The 17,986-nt window shown below is 63.2% G+C and carries 13 protein-coding genes and 3 pseudogenes; 8 read left to right on the top strand and 8 right to left on the bottom strand.

Annotated elements, in window-relative coordinates; genetic code table 11:
- Positions 1-49: 49 nt before the first annotated feature.
- A complete protein-coding gene (locus RJT48_RS08155; protein WP_311171771.1) occupies positions 50-274 on the bottom strand; it encodes a DUF8029 family protein in 225 nt (74 codons plus the stop codon).
- Between the two features lie 500 nt (positions 275-774).
- Here RJT48_RS08155 and RJT48_RS08145 point away from each other — a divergent pair.
- The 3 pseudogenes from RJT48_RS08145 to RJT48_RS08140 form a co-directional block, all read left to right on the top strand.
- Positions 775-2,535, top strand: a pseudogene (locus RJT48_RS08145) (LAGLIDADG family homing endonuclease); the annotation flags it as partial.
- Positions 2,536-3,327: 792 nt separating this feature from the next.
- A pseudogene (locus tag RJT48_RS20765) lies at positions 3,328-4,005 on the top strand (LAGLIDADG family homing endonuclease); the annotation flags it as partial.
- Between the two features lie 24 nt (positions 4,006-4,029).
- A pseudogene (locus RJT48_RS08140) lies at positions 4,030-6,630 on the top strand (adenosylcobalamin-dependent ribonucleoside-diphosphate reductase); the annotation flags it as partial.
- Positions 6,631-6,711: 81 nt separating this feature from the next.
- Here RJT48_RS08140 and RJT48_RS08135 read toward each other — a convergent pair.
- Both RJT48_RS08135 and RJT48_RS08130 read right to left on the bottom strand, forming a co-directional pair.
- Positions 6,712-7,386 carry a hypothetical protein gene (locus tag RJT48_RS08135; protein WP_311171770.1) on the bottom strand — a complete coding sequence of 225 codons (675 nt, stop codon included), beginning with the start codon at positions 7,384-7,386 and terminating at the stop codon, positions 6,712-6,714.
- 1 nt (position 7,387) lies between these two features.
- Entirely contained in the window at positions 7,388-8,377 is a 990-nt protein-coding gene (locus RJT48_RS08130; protein WP_311171769.1) for a hypothetical protein, read from the bottom strand.
- Positions 8,378-8,503: 126 nt separating this feature from the next.
- Between RJT48_RS08130 and RJT48_RS08125 the strand changes: the two genes are divergently transcribed.
- Together RJT48_RS08125 and RJT48_RS08120 are read left to right on the top strand one after the other, a co-directional pair.
- Complete coding sequence (locus tag RJT48_RS08125; RefSeq protein ID WP_311171768.1) at positions 8,504-8,650, top strand: HVO_2523 family zinc finger protein; 147 nt, start codon at positions 8,504-8,506, stop codon at positions 8,648-8,650.
- 241 nt (positions 8,651-8,891) lie between these two features.
- Positions 8,892-9,914, top strand: coding sequence for a phytoene/squalene synthase family protein (locus RJT48_RS08120; protein WP_311171767.1), 1,023 nt, complete (start codon positions 8,892-8,894; stop codon positions 9,912-9,914).
- A 54-nt stretch (positions 9,915-9,968) separates the two neighbouring features.
- Here RJT48_RS08120 and cruF read toward each other — a convergent pair whose 3' ends face one another.
- Genes cruF through RJT48_RS08105 form a run of 3 tightly spaced genes read right to left on the bottom strand, consistent with a single transcriptional unit; the run spans position 9,969 to position 13,184 of the window.
- Entirely contained in the window at positions 9,969-10,850 is an 882-nt protein-coding gene (gene cruF, locus RJT48_RS08115; protein WP_311171766.1) for a bisanhydrobacterioruberin hydratase, read from the bottom strand.
- Positions 10,843-11,679: a prenyltransferase gene (locus RJT48_RS08110; RefSeq protein ID WP_311171765.1), complete on the bottom strand. Its 837-nt coding sequence runs from the start codon at positions 11,677-11,679 to the stop codon at positions 10,843-10,845. Before RJT48_RS08110 ends, cruF begins: the two co-directional genes overlap by 8 nt.
- A 2-nt stretch (positions 11,680-11,681) precedes the next feature.
- Positions 11,682-13,184, bottom strand: coding sequence for a phytoene desaturase family protein (locus RJT48_RS08105; protein WP_311171764.1), 1,503 nt, complete (start codon positions 13,182-13,184; stop codon positions 11,682-11,684).
- Positions 13,185-13,361: 177 nt separating this feature from the next.
- Between RJT48_RS08105 and RJT48_RS08100 the strand changes: the two genes are divergently transcribed.
- The 3 genes from RJT48_RS08100 (at position 13,362) to RJT48_RS08090 (ending at position 15,593) form a co-directional block, all read left to right on the top strand.
- Positions 13,362-14,144 carry an SDR family NAD(P)-dependent oxidoreductase gene (locus tag RJT48_RS08100; protein WP_311171763.1) on the top strand — a complete coding sequence of 261 codons (783 nt, stop codon included), beginning with the start codon at positions 13,362-13,364 and terminating at the stop codon, positions 14,142-14,144.
- 190 nt (positions 14,145-14,334) lie between these two features.
- Positions 14,335-15,165, top strand: coding sequence for a ZIP family metal transporter (locus tag RJT48_RS08095; RefSeq protein ID WP_345784738.1), 831 nt, complete (start codon positions 14,335-14,337; stop codon positions 15,163-15,165).
- Positions 15,166-15,233: 68 nt separating this feature from the next.
- Positions 15,234-15,593: a DUF8147 domain-containing protein gene (locus RJT48_RS08090; protein WP_311171762.1), complete on the top strand. Its 360-nt coding sequence runs from the start codon at positions 15,234-15,236 to the stop codon at positions 15,591-15,593.
- Between the two features lie 280 nt (positions 15,594-15,873).
- On the opposite strand, the gene RJT48_RS08085 is transcribed toward RJT48_RS08090, so the two are convergent.
- Together RJT48_RS08085 and RJT48_RS08080 are read right to left on the bottom strand one after the other, a co-directional pair.
- Positions 15,874-16,428 (bottom strand): DoxX family protein, encoded by a 555-nt coding sequence (locus RJT48_RS08085; RefSeq protein ID WP_311171761.1) that lies wholly within the window; start codon positions 16,426-16,428, stop codon positions 15,874-15,876.
- Between the two features lie 145 nt (positions 16,429-16,573).
- The gene (locus RJT48_RS08080; protein WP_311171760.1) at positions 16,574-17,890 is read right to left on the bottom strand and encodes a phosphoribosylamine--glycine ligase; all 1,317 of its coding nucleotides are present in this window, start codon (positions 17,888-17,890) and stop codon (positions 16,574-16,576) included.
- Positions 17,891-17,986 lie beyond the last annotated feature (96 nt).

Raw genomic sequence — 17,986 nt, 5'->3', positions numbered from 1 at the left:
GACGCTCGGTAGCGTCCGCTTCAAGCAGAAGCGAGGCGAAATCGCCCCGCTACAGTACGTTGATGCCGAAGAACGAAAGCAGCAGCAGCGCCCCAACCACGATGGCCGCGATGGTGACGAGCCGCCACGCGATCTTCAGTGCGACGCGACCGACCAACACGACGACCGCGATCGCGACGATGACAGCGAGGGCCTGTCCGAGTGGCTCCGACAGAAGCCCGCCGAGTTGCAGAGGCGCGAGCGACGCCGCGGCTGACCCGAGTAGGGATACCATACCCCTGCTACTGCCGGACAGAGGCATAAGTCTGTGGGGGGTCGCCGGCGTTGCGTTCGGTGATTTGATCGAGTGCTATTCGCGAATCAATAAGCAGTGTGATGATTTGAGCCCTCGATCCGGGCTGCGAGTGGCGCTGCTTCCACGGCCGCCAGCCGGGAACGAGCCGATGACCACGACCTCGCCGTCCGTCGTGACCCCTCCGGTTCGGTTGGATATCGGAAGACTGCGGGCATCTTCCCGGGGCAATTTTCCACTTTCACTTCGGTCTGGATACCTTGATAATCCGCCAACTCCAACAATGCCCCGTCACGTCACACGCGTGGCGCAGCCGGTGGGGGGAGGGATATCGGAGCTGACACTTATCGAGCCAAAACCCGCATCCCGAAGCCTTAACCCACCTGCCACACTCACAAGCCATCGTTACAAATGACCGGAATCGTCACAGCGACCACGCCGACATCGCCCGGTGTGACCACACTGGGCCGGAGGAACAGCCGATGAGCGAAACGCCCGCGAGAGCCGACGACCTGACGCTCCCCGTCAAGCGGACCGACGGGGACACACTCGAGGAGCGACTCACCGCGAACGCCTACCACAATATTCTGCCGGCGCGGTACCTCCGCAAGGACGCCGAGGGCGAACCGATCGAGTCCCAGGAGGACCTCTTCCCGCGCGTCGCGAAGAACGTCGCCCTCGCCGAAGCCGTCTTCGAGGCCGAAAAGGAGGACGTCGAGATCACCGTCACGCCCGATCAGCTCAAACCCGATCACCCCCGACGGGACGAACTCGCCGAGGAGGTGTTCGGCAAGGGCGTCACCGCCGACGCCGACGCCGAGACGGCGCTTTCGGTGTACAACGTCAACAAGTTCGCCTACGACACAATCGTCCCGGAACTCCCCGAGGACGTCCGCGAGACGGTCGAGACCACCCGGGAGGAGTTCGAGTCGCTGATGGACTCGCTTTCCTTCATGCCGAACTGCGTCCCGCCGGATTCGCTCGTGGCCTCCGGGGGCGGACTCACGCCGCTGACCGACGTCGAGCCCGGCGACCGGGTTTACGACGACGAGGTCGACGACGCTGTCGTCGAATCGAAGTTCGAGAACGGGGAGAAGGCGGTTCGTGAGATCGAAACCGCCTCCGGATACACGGTCCGTGCCACGCCGGAGCACTACTTCCGCGTGATCTCCGAGGAGGGGGAGTACGAGTGGCGACAGGTAACGGACCTCCGACCGACGGACGTGATCGCCCTGCAGAAGAACTTTCTCGACGACGAGGGCCCGGCGGCCGATCTTCGACCGAACGGCGCCGCCGACGGAGGGACGATCGCCGCGACAGGGGGTCGCCCGCGGGAGACCATCGAGACGCCGGACGCGATGACGCCGGAGTTCGCGGAGTGGCTCGGCCTCTATCTCGGCGACGGGACCGCACGCGAAAGCGGCGTCAGGGTCGCGTTCGACGAACAGGACGACGATCTCGTCGAGCACTGGCATCGACTGACCGAATCCGTGTTCGGCTTCGAGCCGACGAGTCGGACGCGAAACGACGCGGCCTGCGTCGTCGGACAGGCGGGCCGCCGCGCCCTCTATGAGTTCCTCGACCGAAACGGGTTGCTGAAAGAGACATCGAGCACTGCCACGATCCCCGAGCCGGTGTTGCAGTCGGGACGGAGCTGTATCGCCCGGTTCCTCCGAGGACTGTTCGAGGCCGACGGGACGGTCGGCGAGCGGAGCATCGAACTGTACACCCACAGCGAAGCGCTGGCCGATCAGGTGCAGAAGCTGCTGCTCGGTCTCGGCGTCCGGTCGTCGCGCAGCGAAAAGAGCGAGGGGTATCGCATCTCCGTTCGCAAGAACGTCTGCGGAAAGCGGTTCGTCGAACGGGTCGGGTTCGCCTCCGAGCGGAAGCGCAGCGACGCGACGCGGTTCGAGACCGTCGCCGACAACGCCTCGTCGGTGAAGATCCCCAATCAGACCGAACGGTTCCACGAGTGGTTCCAGGGCAGCGATCTGGGACTCGACGCGTACCGGGGTCTCTCCCAGTTCCTGATCGATCCCGACTCCGATAACCACCAGGAGATCGGAGAGGGGATTTTCCGTCGCTACGCCGAGGAGTACCCGGAACTGTGGGACTCCCCCGTCGCCGAGTTCGTCCGGCGCGATCAGTTCTACGAGCCCGTTTCCGAGATCAGAGACGTCGGGACGATGGCCGTGGAAGATATGCAGGTTCCCCGACGGAACACCTACGTCGTCGAGGGGTTCGTGAGCCACAACAGTCCGACGCTGATGAACGCCGGCGACGAGCTCCAGCAGCTCTCGGCGTGTTTCGTCGACTCGCCGGAAGACGACATCGACGACATCCACCAGACCGCAAAGGAGGCCGCACAGGTCTTCCAGTGTCTGACCGAGGAGGCGACGGTCGCCGTCGAGGAGAAAGGGATCGTCTCTATCGCCGACGTCGAACCGGGCGATCGGATCGTTCAGCGGGACGCCGACGGCCACCGCGTCCGAACCGTCGAGGAGGTTCACGCCTACGACGACGCGCCGACGAAACGGCTCGTCACAGAGGGCGGTATCTCGGTCCGGGGAACGCCGAACCACCGGCTCCTGGTCGACGACGAATGGCGCGAGATCGACGACGTCGAACCGGGTGAGACGCTCTCGCTCAGGCTCGGCTGGCTCACGGACGAGGACGCAACGGAATCGCTGGAAACCGTCGCGGCGGGCGGCCAGTGGGAGAACGCCCGGACCGTCTCGAACGAGGCGATCGCGGAGCTTCACGCCGACGGACACAGCGACTACGAGATCGCCGCGGCGCTCGACTGCTCGCCTTCGACCGTCCAGCGCCGTCGCGCGAACGAACTCGACCTGCCGGCGAACGGGAGCGGCGGCCGACCCGCCGGCGCGAGCTTCGACGAGGGCGCGTTCGACACGCTCTACGACGAGGGAGGTTCGGACAGCGAGATCGCCGCGGCGCTGGATGTCAGTCCCGCGACGATCCAGCAGCATCGGAGCGCCCGGAGCTTAGAGCCCAACGGACAGCCGGTCAAGACGGTGACGCAGCCCGAGGAGCTGACCGCCGGCCTCGCGGAACTGCTCGGAATCTGGATCGGCGACGGGTCGGTCCACCAGGACGGCATCCGCTTCCACGTCAACCGCGAGGACGTGCTCAACCACATCGACACGCTCTCGCGTGACCTCTTCGACGCCGGGATCGACTACACCTGGTCCGACGGCTGCTATGAGGCCGTGATCCACAGCCACGAGATCAAGCGCTTCTGGCTCCGGAACTTCGGCGACGCCAAACCCTCCTCGGCGGAGGCGCGCGTCCCCGACTCCATCCGGCAGACGGACCACGAGCGCGTCTGCGCGTTCCTCCGCGGGCTGTTCTCGACCGACGGGACGCTCACGAAGGGACGCTACCCGCGGCTCTACAGCGCCTCCGAGGAACTCATCGAGGAGACGCTGCAGTTACTCCTCGGCGTCGGCATCCCGGCGACGAAGTGGGAGTGGGAGAACGACGACCGCGAGTACTTCAGCGTGGCCCCGACCGATTCGACCGGCCTCGAACGCTTCGCGGCCGACGTGGGCTACGTCGACACCCGCTCGACGGAACTGTCGGCGTCGCTCTCGGAGACGCCGCCGGGACCGACCCAGTGCGGCACCGTCGTCGACGACCACACCTGGGAACAGGAGGTCGTCGCCGTCGAGGACGCCCGGCCCGAAACCGTCTACGACGTCACCGTCGCCGGAAACCACGAGTACGTCGCAAACGGCGTCGTCTCGCACAACAGCGGCGGTGGAATGGGGTATGCCTTCTGGCGACTCCGCCCCTATGGCGACCCTGTCGGTTCGACCGGCGGCATCGCCTCCGGGCCGATCACGTTTATGCGGACGTACGACCAGCTGTGTGAGACGATCGCACAGGGCGGCGCGCGCCGCGGCGCCCAGATGGGCGTAATGCGGGTCAGCCACCCCGACGTCATCCAGTTCCTCCACGCGAAGAACAAGGACGTCTCGCTTGCGCACACGCTCCGTCTCAACGACCCCGACGACTTCACGCACAACTCCTTCGCGGACGCACTCGAGGAGGCGCGGGAACTCATCGACGACGAGGGGCGCGTCCCCAAGCACCTCCGGAACGCCGTCGAGGGGCACCTCTCGAACTTCAACATCTCCGTGGGGATCACGGACGAGTTTATGGACGCGCTGGAAGCCGGCGAGGAGTTCACGTTCACGAACCCCCGGACGGAGGAACCGCACGTCGCCACGCCCGAGACCAAGGAACTGTACGATATGTTCGGCCTCGGGGAGCACGTCGAGGTCGGCGAGGAGCTTTCGATCCCCGCCGAAAAGCTCTGGGATCAGATCGTCGACGGCGCCCACGAGAACGGCGAACCGGGCGTCATCTACCTCGAACGGGTGAACAAGCAGCACTCCTTCAACGTCGACGAGCATCCGGAGCATCGGATCCTCGCGACGAACCCCTGCGGCGAGCAGCCGCTCGAGGAGTACGAGGCCTGCAACCTCGGCCACATCAACCTCTCGACGCTCGTCGACTTCGACGCCCCGGACTGGCGCGTCTGGTACGACAACAACGGCGACGAGTACGACGAGTTCGGCGAGGCCGTCGACGCGTTCCTCGCGGAGGCGATCGACTGGGAGGAGTTCGACTACCGAATCGCACGCGGGACGCAGTTCCTGGAGAACGTCGTCACGATGTCGGACTTCCCGGTCCCGGAGATCGAACAGAAGGTCCGCGAGATGCGGAAGATCGGCCTCGGCGTGATGGGACTGGCACAGCTGTACATCCAGCTCGGCATCCAGTACGGGACCGAAGCGGGCAACGAGGTCGCCCGCCAGTTGATGACCCACATCAACCACGAGTCGAAGTGGACCAGCCACGAACTCGCACAGAAACGCGGCACCTTCGCCGACTGGGAGGACTCGAAGTACGCCGACCCGACCAGGTACCGCGAGTGGTTCGAGCATCACACCGGCCTCGACGCCGACGAGTGGGCAGAGGGGTTCCCCATCCGGAACCACAACACGACCACCGTGGCGCCGACCGGCACCACCTCGATGGTCGGGAACACGACGGGCGGGATCGAGCCCATCTACAACGTCGCCTACTACAAGAACGTCTCCGACGACGTCCAGGGCGACGAGATGCTCGTCGAGTTCGACGACTACTTCCTCCGCGTCCTGGAGGACAACGACATCGACGTCGCGGCCGTGAAGGAAGAGGCGCAGGAGCAGATGGCCGAAAACGAGTTCGACGGAGTCTCCTCGCTTTCGACCGTGCCGGACGCCATCTCCGAGCTGTTCGTCGTCACCGGCGACCTCTCGGGCAAACAGCACGCCGCGGTGCAGTGTGCGACCCAGGAGGGTGTCGACTCCGCCATCTCGAAGACCTGCAACTTCCCGAACACCGCGACGAAGGAGGACATGGACGAGGTCTACCGCTACATCTACGAGAACGGCGGGAAGGGCGTCACCGTCTACCGGGACGGTACGCGCTCGAAGCAGGTCCTCACCACCCGCGCACAGAACACCGACTTCGCCGACGAGAACGAGGCCGCCGAGGCGCTCGTCGAGCAGATGGAAGAGGTCTTCGGCGGCATCGACGGCTTCCTCGAGAACGACGCCGTGCAGGACGCCCTCGACCGGGAGGTCGAGCGCCTGCTGTCGGCGGCCGACGGCGAGACCGACCTCGGCAAGAAGCGCCCGCGGCCGGACGTCCTCTACGGCGTGACCCAGCGGATCGACACGGGCTACGGCAAACTGTACGTCAACATCAACGAGGACGAGCACGGCCAGCCCTTCGAGCTCTTCGCGAACATCGGCAACTCCGGCGGCTTCACCGCCTCCTTCACCGAGGCGCTGGCGAAGACCATCTCGACGGCGCTCCGGTCGGGCGTCGACCCGAGCGAGATCGCGAGCGAACTGCAGGGCATCCGCAGCCCGAAAGTTGCCTGGGACAAGGGTGAACAGATCAACTCCATCCCGGACGCTATCGGGACCGCGATGCGCCGGTATCTCGACGGCGAGATCGAGAAGGGCTACCCTCAGCAGCAGAACCTCACGGAACTCTCCGAAGAGGCCGAAGCAGCGCCCGGCCGCGAGACTGACGGCGGTTCGGCCGTCGACGTCGAGGACGCAGACGTCGGCGTCGAACCGAACCAACCCGAAGTCGGGGAGTCGGACGTCACCGACGCCCCCGGCGACGCCGCCGACGCGATGCACGACCTCCTCGCGGCCGGCGAGAGCCCCGAGTGCCCCGAATGCGGCGGGATGTCGCTGTACTACTCGGAGGGCTGCAAGACCTGCGAGTCCTGCGGCTGGTCGGAGTGCTGAGATAGTACTCCCGCCACGCGGGAGTCATAGAACGGTTTTATACCCTCCAATTGTCACAGATCGAATCGCTCAGTTCAGGAACTAGGGAGAATAAGAACGAGAAACGAATACGAGGTTGATCTCATCAATAGCCGTGTGTGTCAATATCTCATCTCGAACCGCATCGTCGTCAAAGTCGCTCGGGTTGTTTGTGGCTAATTCAGTCGTTCCGTCGACGTTACAGCCTAAGTCGTGGGCATCAACTGCAATCCAATAGTCTTCTTCGTCTTTCTCGAATATCGAACTTAGATTATCCTTCAACTCAGGATAGCTCGCCAAGCGAATCCATCCAAGAACCTTTGGCTGGAGCTCCTCGTTACGCTCTTCAGCCAATTGTTCGAGATCCCGCGCAATTTGTCTGAGGTTTTTCGTGACTGGATAAACTTCCTTGCCAGATTTATCCTCGAAATAATCTAGTAGATATCGCCATACTGGATTTTCTTCACGGTTGATATTTTTCTGAATCTCTGCAATATCCTCTGAATTCAAATTTCCAGAATATTCCTGCTTCACCCAGCGGATGAAATCTGTTATCGCTCTCCTATGTTTTTTAATAATATTGTCCTTTTTTCTTTGGAAGATGTCTTCTACTTGCTTCGTAGCGTAGAGTTCCGCATCAGTAGATTCGATGTAATCCTTACATTTGACATAGTGTGTATCAGTATAAAAACAATATCCAAGAATGATTCCCTTGTCTAGGAATGCGCTATCCGCCATCTTAGAGATCTTCTAACTCGTCGGAAATAGTTTCGTTATATGAGTCGGATATGTTCCGCAATTCCCTGGACATTGAACGACCCGAAAGGGCGGACTCCCGCCTCCGCTGTATTTTTGATTCCAAATCCTTCAGCACCTTCTCTTTCTCTTCTTCCCATTTTGAAAGGCGATCTTCTGAGATGTGCGATCGATCTTTGAATCTCAAAACAGCTTTAGCAATTGCTTCTATGAACGTCTCAGTGAAATCCAGCAATTCACGAGCGCTGGCACCTTCCTCGTTAAGAAGGCGAACTGTATCGTCCCAGTCCAAATAAAGGTCGTAGATCTCCTCAAACTCCCTTTCATCAAACGAAACCAGCATTTCGTCTAATAACTCTTCGATTGTGGACTTCTCCGATGGATCGGTAAAGTGTTCGATCGTCTTTTGATCCCGATCGAGAGAAATCGAGGATAAGTACCATCGGAAGTTGCCATAAGCAGTGACGAACTTATGAGGAGGGAAATTCTCGTACTGATATTTCTCTAACTCCTTGTAATTCTTCTCTCCGTGTTCGTCAACTATCTCAATCGTCGCTTGAAAGATATCGTCCTTTAGATCTTCGTCCAAGTGATCAAAATCGCTCTCACTAACCTGTTCGGCAGGGTAGTACGCAAACCCTCTTCGGTGATTCGAATGGGGGGTGAATGTTACCGCATCATCAATCTCGGACTCCGCGAGGGTTTTCCCATATTTGTACCAGTACTGTGGAAGCCCGATATCCCGGTCGTATTTTTCGTTTAATTTCTTGTCTGCTAAGATGCACAGCTTATGAAACTTCGTTCGGCCAGTCTCACCGCCCGTATTTTCCCGCAACTCCCAAAGAACTCGATAGACGAGATATTCTGGAGGGCCGAGATCAAAATCCGCTTTCCCCTCGGCACTTTCAGTCATTAGTTTCTCATCAAGGAATTTGTGGGAGGGGGCTATGAAACTAACTATGAAATTGAACATTGCGCACGCAGATTCTAACAGCTGATTTAGTTCTTAAGACCGTGAAATAAACACCCGGCAAGAGCTCTATCACACCCTAGCTCCGCAACGCGAACCTTCTTGTCGACCGGACCCGCCGATTCCCGTATGGACGGGGGCGAAAAGAGAGCCGACACCGAGACACCGCCGGGTCGCCCGTGCCCGCTCTGCGAGCGGCCGATGGCCCATCGTCACTGCAAATACGTCTGTCCCGAACACGGCGTAGTATACGACTGCAGCGATACGTTCTGGTGACCGCTCGTCGGACTGCCCCGCGCACAAAGATAACGAATTCGGCACTCCCCCCGTGATCTCCCGGCAGCGCGTCCGCGGGGAAAACGACCCCAAATGAATCTTTTGGCCGATCTCGCTGCCGCTGTGTGAGTTGGTCGCGGGACGGCGAGAAGGATTATATGACTTCGGTCCGTCCACTCTGGTGAGAGATGAGTGGCCCGACGGCACGGCGACGAGACGCCCTGATTCCCCATAGGTGACGATGGTCAAACAGGAACAGATCCGACAGAGCAAGGCGATCCAGCGGCAGACCGGAAAGACGTTCCACCTTGCGACGCGCGTCCTCCCCGAGCGCGTCCGACACGACACGTACGTGTTGTATGCGTTCTTCCGGGTTGCCGACGAGGTCGTGGACGCAGAAGACACGGCCCCGCCCGACGAACAGCGGCAGCGTCTGGAGACGCTTCGCCGGCAGGCGCTCGGCCGCGAGTCGACCGACGATCCCGTCCTTTCGGCCTTCGCTGAGGTTCGTGAGCGACACGGTATCCCCGACTCCGACGTCGACGCGTTCATCGACGCGATGCTCGCGGACATCGAGACGGATCGCTACGAGACCTACGAGGATCTGGCGGCGTATATGGACGGCTCCGCCGCCGCCGTCGGCCGGATGATGACCGAGATTATGGAGACCGAGCGGACCGAGGAGGCGCTGCCGCACGCCACGGCGCTCGGCGAGGCGTTCCAGCTTTCGAATTTCCTCCGCGACGTCCGCGAGGACGTCGTCGAGCGCGACCGGATCTACCTCCCACAGGAGACCCTCCGCGAACACGGCGTCACCGAAGCGCAGGTGGCGAACTTCGAGTACGACGAGAACTTCCGTGCCGCGATGGAGGCGGAGATCCGGCGGGCGGAGTCGCTCTACCGCGAGGGCGTCGAGGGAATCAGATACCTCCCCGATGACTGCCAGTTCGCCGTCCTGCTCGCGGCGGTGCTCTACGCGGATCATCACCGCGAGATCCGCCGTCTCGACTGCGACGTCCTCTCGACGACGCCGTCGCTTTCGACCACGCGAAAACTGTCCCTCCTGGCGAAAACCCGGATGTTCTGGGCGATCGAGCGGGATCCGGTCGCGGTGTTCCGGCGGGTCAGCGTCGTTCCATACCCCGAGGAGAGTGAAGCCACGCACGGCCCCGGCCACTCGGGACCGACGACGGAACGGACGGGCGTCCGGCGGTTCGGCGGGTGGGTCTCCGGCTTGCTCCGGAGTGCCACCCGCAGCGAATAACGGAGCCGAGCCAGCCGATTTTCCTCGCCGACGGAGTTGAACCAGGTACTTTCCTTACTGCCAGAGCCGCGGAAACTCGTCCAGCGGCGTGTCGAACCGATCCGTCCACAGCAGTCCGATACCGAACAGTCCGGCGACCGCGACCGGCAGCCAGTTGCCGAACCACGCGTTGATCCCGCCCCAGAGGATGACAAAGGAGACCAGATCGTCGAGGAGGAACTCACACTCGTCGAGTCTGGCTACCAGCGCCTGGCCGTCGTACCCCTGATCGAGCGCGAGGACGGCGACCGTCGCCGAGACCACCCAGCCGGCGTAGTTCGAGAGCGGCACGCCGTAGAACGCCCCGCCCGCCGGATACACCCAGAAGCCGAGCGCGACCGCGCCGGGATCCAAAACGACGTCCATCGCCAGCACGGCAGCGATGACTGCAGAGAGGCGAACCGCCGCCTGCACAGCCCGGTCGCCGAGCAGCAGCAGACAGAGGAGATAGGCGTTCATCACGAGCGGGATGAAGAAGATTGGGAGTCCCAGCGGGACGCCGGCGACGATCGGCCCGAGATCGACGCCGTAGAAGAACTCGCCGTAGGGGACGCCCGTATGAACGCCCAGATACTCGATTCCGTACGCGTACAGCGTCAGTGCGCCGACCCAGGCGGCCGCCCGGCGGTCGGTCAGCGGGAGCACGCCGACGACGAGCGGCGAGCGCATCACTGCCGTCCCCAGAAGAATCAGGAACCCGTTGAACGCGAGCGGCGCGGGGAGCAGTCCCTCGGCGCTCGCGAGCAACAGCACGATGCCGTTCAGCGGGAAGAACACCGAGATGGTAAAGCGGTTCTCGCGAACCAGCCGCTCCAGCCGCGTCTCCCACTCCGCGCGCGTTCGGGGCAGTCGCCGTCGCAGCGAGGCCGTTGCGGCGGCTTCGCCGCGGTCACGCATGGACGAGCCTCCAGAGCGCCCCGAGCGTCAGGAGCGTTCCGACTGCGGTGTTGAGCGCGGGGAACCACCAGTACGCGCGGTCGACGGCGACAGCCGACACCCCGACGCCGAGCACCATCAGCGGGTACGCGGCGAGGGCCAGTCCCAGACGGACGTCCACGAGGCCGAAGACGACCGCGGCGGCGAGCCAGCAGCCGAAGCAGTACGCGAGCGTTCGGGACTCGCCGAGCATCGTCGCTGTCGTCCGGATGCCCGCGGCCCGGTCGGGTTCGATGTCGGGGATCGCCGAGAAGGTGTGCATCCCCATCGTCCACAGCCACGCGCCGGCGAGCGCGGCAAGGGGCGGCTGCGACCCTGCGACGGCGGCGTAGGCGGCCGCTCCCGGAAGGACGTACAGACCGTTCGAAAGCGAGTCGAGCACCGGGGTGGTCTTGAACCGCAGCGGCGGCGCCGAGTACTGAAACCCCAGGAGGAAAAAGCCCGCGAGGTACGGCCAGGCGACCTTCGGGGTGAGCGCGAACGCGACCGCGCCAAGGAGCGTCGACGCCACGATGACGACCGCGACGATGGGGTCTCCCTGCCAGCGGGCCTCTTTTGCTTCCTTCTTCGGGTTGTCGGTGTCGACGTCGGCGTCGAAGACGTCGTTGATGCCGTACAGGAAGACGTTCGCCGGGAGCAGAAAGTACGCAAAGAGGGGAATCGTCGTTTCCGTGAACAGGTCTGCGGTCGTCCCCGCGCCGTACGCGACGCCGACGACGACTGGACCGGCCAGATACAGCCAGAAGCGCGGCCGCGACAGCGTCAGCAGATAGCGGAGGCGACCGAACATCCCTACGTCGCCCGTTCGGCCATCGCTTCGGCGGTCAGCTGCCCACTGATGAGGCACATCGGCACGCCGATGCCCGGCGTGGTAAAGGCGCCGGTGAAGTAGAGCCCGTCGACGGCCGAGGAGTGGTGCGGCGGCCGGAACAGCGCCGTCTGCCGCAGGGTGTGTGCGAGGCCGAGCGCGGTCCCCTTCGTGCTGTTGTACCGGTCGGCGAAGTCGTTCACGCAGAAGGACTCCTCGACGACGATCCGATCGCGGAGGTCCACACCCGTGTTCGCTTCGATGTCGTCCAAGACGAGATCACGGAACTGCTCGCGGCGCTCGGGGGTGTCTTCCAGCCCCGCGGCGATCGGGACCAAGGCGAACAGGTTCGAGTGGCCGTCGGGCGCGACGGTGTCGTCGGTTTCGGAGGGAACACAGAGGTAGTACGCCGGATCCTCGGGCCAGGAGGGGTTCTCGAAGATCCGCTCGAAGTGGTCGTCCCAGTCGGTCGGGAGTATCAGCGTGTGGTGTTCCAGCGGGTCGACGTCGCCCTCCACGCCGAGATACAGGAGAAACGCCGACGGTGCGTACGTCCGCGACTCCCAGTAGTCGGCGTCGTACTGGCGTTTTTCCGGCGGGAGTAGTTCCATCTCGGTGTGGCGGTAGTCGGCGTTGCTGACGACGGAATCCGAATAAAACTCCTGTCCGTCCTCTGTCCGCGTGACGAAGGCGCCCTCGCGGCCGCGGATCTCCGAGACCGGCGTGTCGGTTCGGAAGTCCACTCCCAGCTCCTCTCCGAGGTCGGCGATGCCGTCGACGACGCCGCCGAGGCCGCCCTCGGGGTAGTAGACGCCCATATTGAAATCGACGTGGCTCATCAGGTTGTACAGCGCCGGCGTGTTGTTCGGCGCGCCGCCGAGAAACACCAGCGTGTACTGCATTATCTGCTGCAGTTTGGGGTGATCGAAGTACCTCTCGACGTGGTCCTGCATCGAGCCGAGCAGCGAGAGCCCCCGGGCGTGTCTGGCCACGTTCCAATCGAGGTAGTCCGACAGCGACGTGCGGTCCTCGTAGACGAAATGTTCCATCCCGATCTCGTAGTTCTCCCGGGACTTCTCCAGGTAGTCCTCGAAGCGCTCGCCGGCGCCGGGTTCGTAGGACTCGAAGATTTCCTTGTTCCGCTCTCTGTCCGGCACCATATCCACGCTGTCGTTGTCTTTGAAGAAGATCCGGTAGTGCGGATCGAGCCGCGTCAGGTCGTAGTAGTCGGACGGCTCGTGGTCGAAGTGCCCGAAGAATCGCTCGAAGACATCGGGCATCAGATACCAGGAGGGGCCCATATCGAACCGGAATCCGTCGACTTCGAGGCGGCTGGCTCGGCCGCCGAGTTGGTCGTTCTTTTCCAGGAGTGTCACGTTCGCGCCCACGTCGGCCAGGTAACACGCAGTCGAGAGTCCACCGAACCCGCCGCCGATCACGGTCACGTCGGTATCGGCGAGCGAGCGGAGATCCGCCGGAGAGTCCATATCGGTCGGTAGGGGCGTGAAAAATATAAAACGACTGACCGAGCGTTCCACAGTTCCGGCGACGGCGGCCACCGACTGCAGGGGTTTCGAGAACTGGTCGCCGCCGGGGGCATCCTCCGGAAGCCAACCGCCGCACCGGCAAGAATCTTTAGGCGCAATCGGTCCCAAACGACTGGTATGGAACTCACCGACGCGACGGTCGTTGTGACCGGCGCGAGCCGCGGGATCGGACGGGCACTGCTCTCGGCGTTCGCCGCCCAGGGTGCGACCGTGGTCGGTTGTGCGCGCGACACCGAGGCGTTGGCAGCGGCGGTCTCTGCGGCCGAATCCGACGAGGACGTTGCTGGCGAATCCGACGAAGACGTTGCTGCCGAACCCGCCGACAGCGACGCGGCCGACGACGGACCGCCGACAGTGCAGGGAGTCACCGCCGACGTCAGAAACGAGGTCGCTGTCGGCCGCCTGATGGAGACCGCCGACGCGGCTGGCGACACCGACGGGATCGACGTGCTGGTCGCCAACGCGGGCGTCAAACTCGGCGCCTCGGGCGAGTCGCCGATCCACGAGGAGCCGTACGACTGCTTCGACGACACGCTCGCGACGAACCTGCGCGGCGTCTTCGCCACCGCGAAAGAAGCAATCGAGCGGATGCCGCCCGAGGGTCGCATCCTCGTGCCCTCGGGGTCGATCGCGGTCGATCCGAAAGCCGGGATGGGCGCGTACGCCGTCTCGAAAGGCGCCGTCGAAACGCTCGTTCGGCAACTGGCCGTCGACGCCGAGCAGACGGCCGCCGTCGTCGATCCGGGACTCGTCGACACCGACCTGAGTGGATCGGGCGGCCGCAGCCCTGACGACGTCGCCCCGATGTTCGTCTGGGCCGCAAGCGAGGCAGCGGGCGGAGAAATCGACGGCGAGCGCGTCGATCTCCGGCTGTGGAAGCAGGCGACGCGCTCGCGATAGGTGCGGCTTGTTATAGAGGCGACTCGCGATAGGTGCGGCTCGCGACAGAGGTGGCCTTTTGCCTGTCGTGGGAGATCTAGTAGTGAATCGCCTCGGGGTCAAGCCCCGGGGCATTCGCCTCGACCATCTGTAAAATCCCCACTCAGATAATAACGCGAATGTTATTAACCAAGAGTATCGAGTTCATATTGTGACCCGAATCTCTCGCGTCGGGGTCGTCGCGACCCTGACGCTCGTCGTGTTGTCCGCACTCGCCCTCCGCGTGGGGACGGCCAGTGCGGGAAAACTTGTCGGAATCTCGTGGGTCGCGTTTCTCGCGATGGCGCTGGCAGCGCCGTTTGGTGCGCGCTCTGACGACGACAGCGCGGGGACGCTCGTGTGGGGATACGGGCTGGCCGCGGGCGCGATGGTGACGAGCGCTGCCGTCTTTCTGGTGCCCCAGGCGATCGGCCAACATCCGCAGTGGGGCGGATTCGGCATCGCGTTCGGTCTGCTTGCGGGCTTTGCGTCCCACAGCATCGGCCATCGGCTGTCGCATCTGGATCTCCCGATGGATCGGACGGTCGCGGAACTGACCGCCCACGCGTTCTCCGCGGGGGCGATCATCGGCATCATCTACGGGAACATGCCGGCGCTCGGTCCGCTTCTGGGGCTGGCCATCGTTTCCCACAAGGGGCCGGCCGGCTACGCCGCCGCGCGACGACTCGCGAACGCGGGCCGCGATCCGTCGGTGTTGTTGCTGCCGGCGACGGGTGTCGGAATCGGCGCGATCGTGACGTCGCTGATCGCGCTGCCGGCGACGGGATCGACCCGTGGAATCGTCTTCGGGTTCGCGGCCGGCGTCTTCCTCCACGTGGCGATGGACTTCCTGCCGCGGTGTGAGATCGGCAGCGAGATCCACGGGCTGCTGTCGGTCTCGGGCGACGCCCACGCCCTCCTCGATCGCCTTCGCCTCCACGCGGTCGCCTCGACGTCGATGGGGGGCCTCGCGGTGCTTTTCGCGTGGCTCGTGATCGCGTGACCGTTGACTGATCATCGCAAACTGAGATTGACAGGTACACCTATGCCGGCCAGCGGCGTTTTGCCGGTATGGAGTCCAGAACACTCGCCTCCGCGGCAGCGGCGGGCATCGCCGCGTTTCTGGTGACAGTGGTCGCCGTCACGGAGCTCCTGCTGCCGACCGTCGAGTTCTCCGTGCTCGTCGGGCTGCCGGCCGGTATCGCGGTCGGCGTCGCCGTCGCCGCGGCCGTGTTGTTACGATCCGGCGAGGAATCCCGCCGGCTGGGCCGCTCGCTCGCGGCGTTCGTGGTCGTCTTTCTCGCGGTCTTGGCTGTCGGCGTCGTCCTCGCCGGCCCGCGGACCAGCATCCTCGCTGGGTCGGTCGCCGGTGTCGCGTTGGGGATCGTGGCCGGAATCGCGATGTTCTTGCTCTCCGGTTCGCGGCCCTGACGGACTCGCCCTGAGGTGGCGAGATCCGGCGGTCGCCTGATACTGATTACTCTCGGCTCTTCCCGCCGAGCGCCGTCAACGGGGGTGAGCCTCCGCGGGAAACGTGAGAGTAATCAGTATGGATCAGGTGACGAACCGTTGAGAATAGTCGTTGCTGCCGATGGTCTTTATCGGGGACGCGACGTCCCCGCGATAGCAGCGTTTGCAACAGAGTGCTCGTCCGATCGCACGCGGTTATGTCAAGGGATGAGCGACGAGTCGCAAACGCTCCTGCCGGTGCTCACCCGAGGAGGTAGCGCATCCACGGGTAGCGTTCGATCAGCGGCGTGCCGCCGACCTCGTACTGCTCGATGTAGGCGTCGAGGCCCATAATCCGTCCCGCACCGAACGCAGCGACGGAGAGGAACACGAGCATGTACGCGAAGTCGCCGTTGATGTAGCCGTGGGAGACCGACCAGTTGCCGAGGTAGAACATGAGCATCATAAACGCGCCCCAGAACGCGGCGAGACGCGAGAAGGCTCCGAAGAGGAGCCCGAGGCCGATGAACAGTTCGCCCCAGGGCACAGCGATGTTCACGAAGTCGACGAACCACGGCGTCTGACCCATCGCGACGAACAGGTCGGCGACGGGGCTGCCGTTCGACGGTGGGGCGTTCTGCAGGTAGCCCGCCGCGCTGAAACTCCCAGAGAGGACCTTGTCGATTCCGCTCTGGAAGAAGGCGATTCCCATCATCAGCCGGAGCGCGAGGATAAACCAGACGCTCAGGGAGTGGAGCCTGCCGTTCGCCGTGAAGCCGCCGACCGTACTCTTGAGACGGATTTCTTGTGCTGCCATAATGTGAGTGTCCCTTGTCGTCCCCCTTTCAAAAGTATATCGTATATTTATTGTATTTTGATAACCGTCGGAAGACTGCCTGAGAGTGGTAAACACACCCATTTGTGTTTTGATGAAAATTTGAAACTATTCGGGGCACGGTGGCTTACGAGCCTGCACCGAGATATCCCCACGCCTGGAGCCGGTCGCCGTCACCCGCGATCCACCGTTCGCCGATGTCGTCGCGGTAATAGCAGTTGGGGACGACGATGTCGTCGACCCGCGCGTAGCACTGTTCTCTGGCGTCCCGCATCGTTTCCCCCTTTCCGGTGACCACGAGCGGCATCCCGCTTTCGCCCGCGGCCCGCCACTGGCCGTCGACGTTCTTCGCGTCCTCGATGTGAATCCCCTCGCGGCTGTCGGTCTCGAAAACCACCGCCGCGTTCCGGGAGTTCTCGTCGTAGGTCTTCTCGTCGTCGAACGGGAACGGCGGCAGGACGACCCGAACGGCGATCTGGTAGCCGTTGTGAACTTCTAACTCGGAGTCGTTGCCGCGGGCGAGATCGGAGAGGAACTCGCCGGTGGACGATTCGATCGACTCCTCCTGCAGCGCAATCGTGGGGTACCCGAACCGCGGCGTGAACTCCAGCGGGTAGATCCCGTTTTCGTTCACGATGCAGTTGAGGTCGATGCTCCCGACGTAGCCTTCGTCGGCGAGCCAGTCTTCGAGTTTACCCAGGGTTTCTTCGAACAGCCTGTTCTGGCCCGCCCAGAACATCGAAGTCCCCATCTCGCCGGTCGAGGGGCCGATGTTTCCCGGGAACAATTTCTTGTGCTCGAAATTGAAATTGACCCGGTCGATAAACCGCTGACCGTCGAAGAACCCGCAGATGGCGACTTCGACACCCTCGACTTTGCGTTGCAGCTGGAACCCCTTCATCCGGTGACCCCACGCCTTCTTGTACGCCGTCAGGACGTCGACGACGTCGCTGCCGTCGTCCTCGTTTCCGACGTACAGCAGGCGCTTGACGTTCTGGACTTCGCCGAGCGGTTTGATCACGTACGGAGCAGGGTTCTCCTGAACGTGCTGGATAGCGGCGTCGAAGTCGTGGAAAACGTGGTGTTCGACGGTATTCACACCGTGTGCTTCGAGCATCTCCATCGCGTAGCCGCGGTCCTCTTCGAGGCGGTCGGTGTTCGGCGTGCCGCCGACGACGGCGTTTCCTCGCTCGCGGAGCTCCCGAGCGAGTCGACCCGTCCCGACGTCGTCGCCGACCCAGATGTCGTCGAAGACGATCACGTCGGCCCACTCGACGTCCGCGCGCCAGTCGCCAGTCTTCGGGACGAACCCGTCTCCGATCTCCCGGTCGCGTTCGGCCTCGATGTAGTATCTCACGTCGTGACCTTCCCGGTGGACTTGCCACGCGAGGTCGGTGATGAGAGCCGCGTCGGCGGAGACGAACAGGAAGTGCTTCGGTTCCATACTGGTCTTTCGGCCGGAAGTGCCTTGAGTATGATCCGGGAGAGGGAGGGAAGTACCGGTCGGATGGGGGTGGCTTTTTGGTCTCGCCACGCGCCC

The organism is Halobellus ordinarius (genome assembly GCF_031823395.1).
Taxonomy (GTDB): Archaea; Halobacteriota; Halobacteria; order Halobacteriales; family Haloferacaceae; genus Haloquadratum; species Haloquadratum ordinarius.
This window is presented reverse-complemented; position numbering and strand designations above follow the sequence as displayed.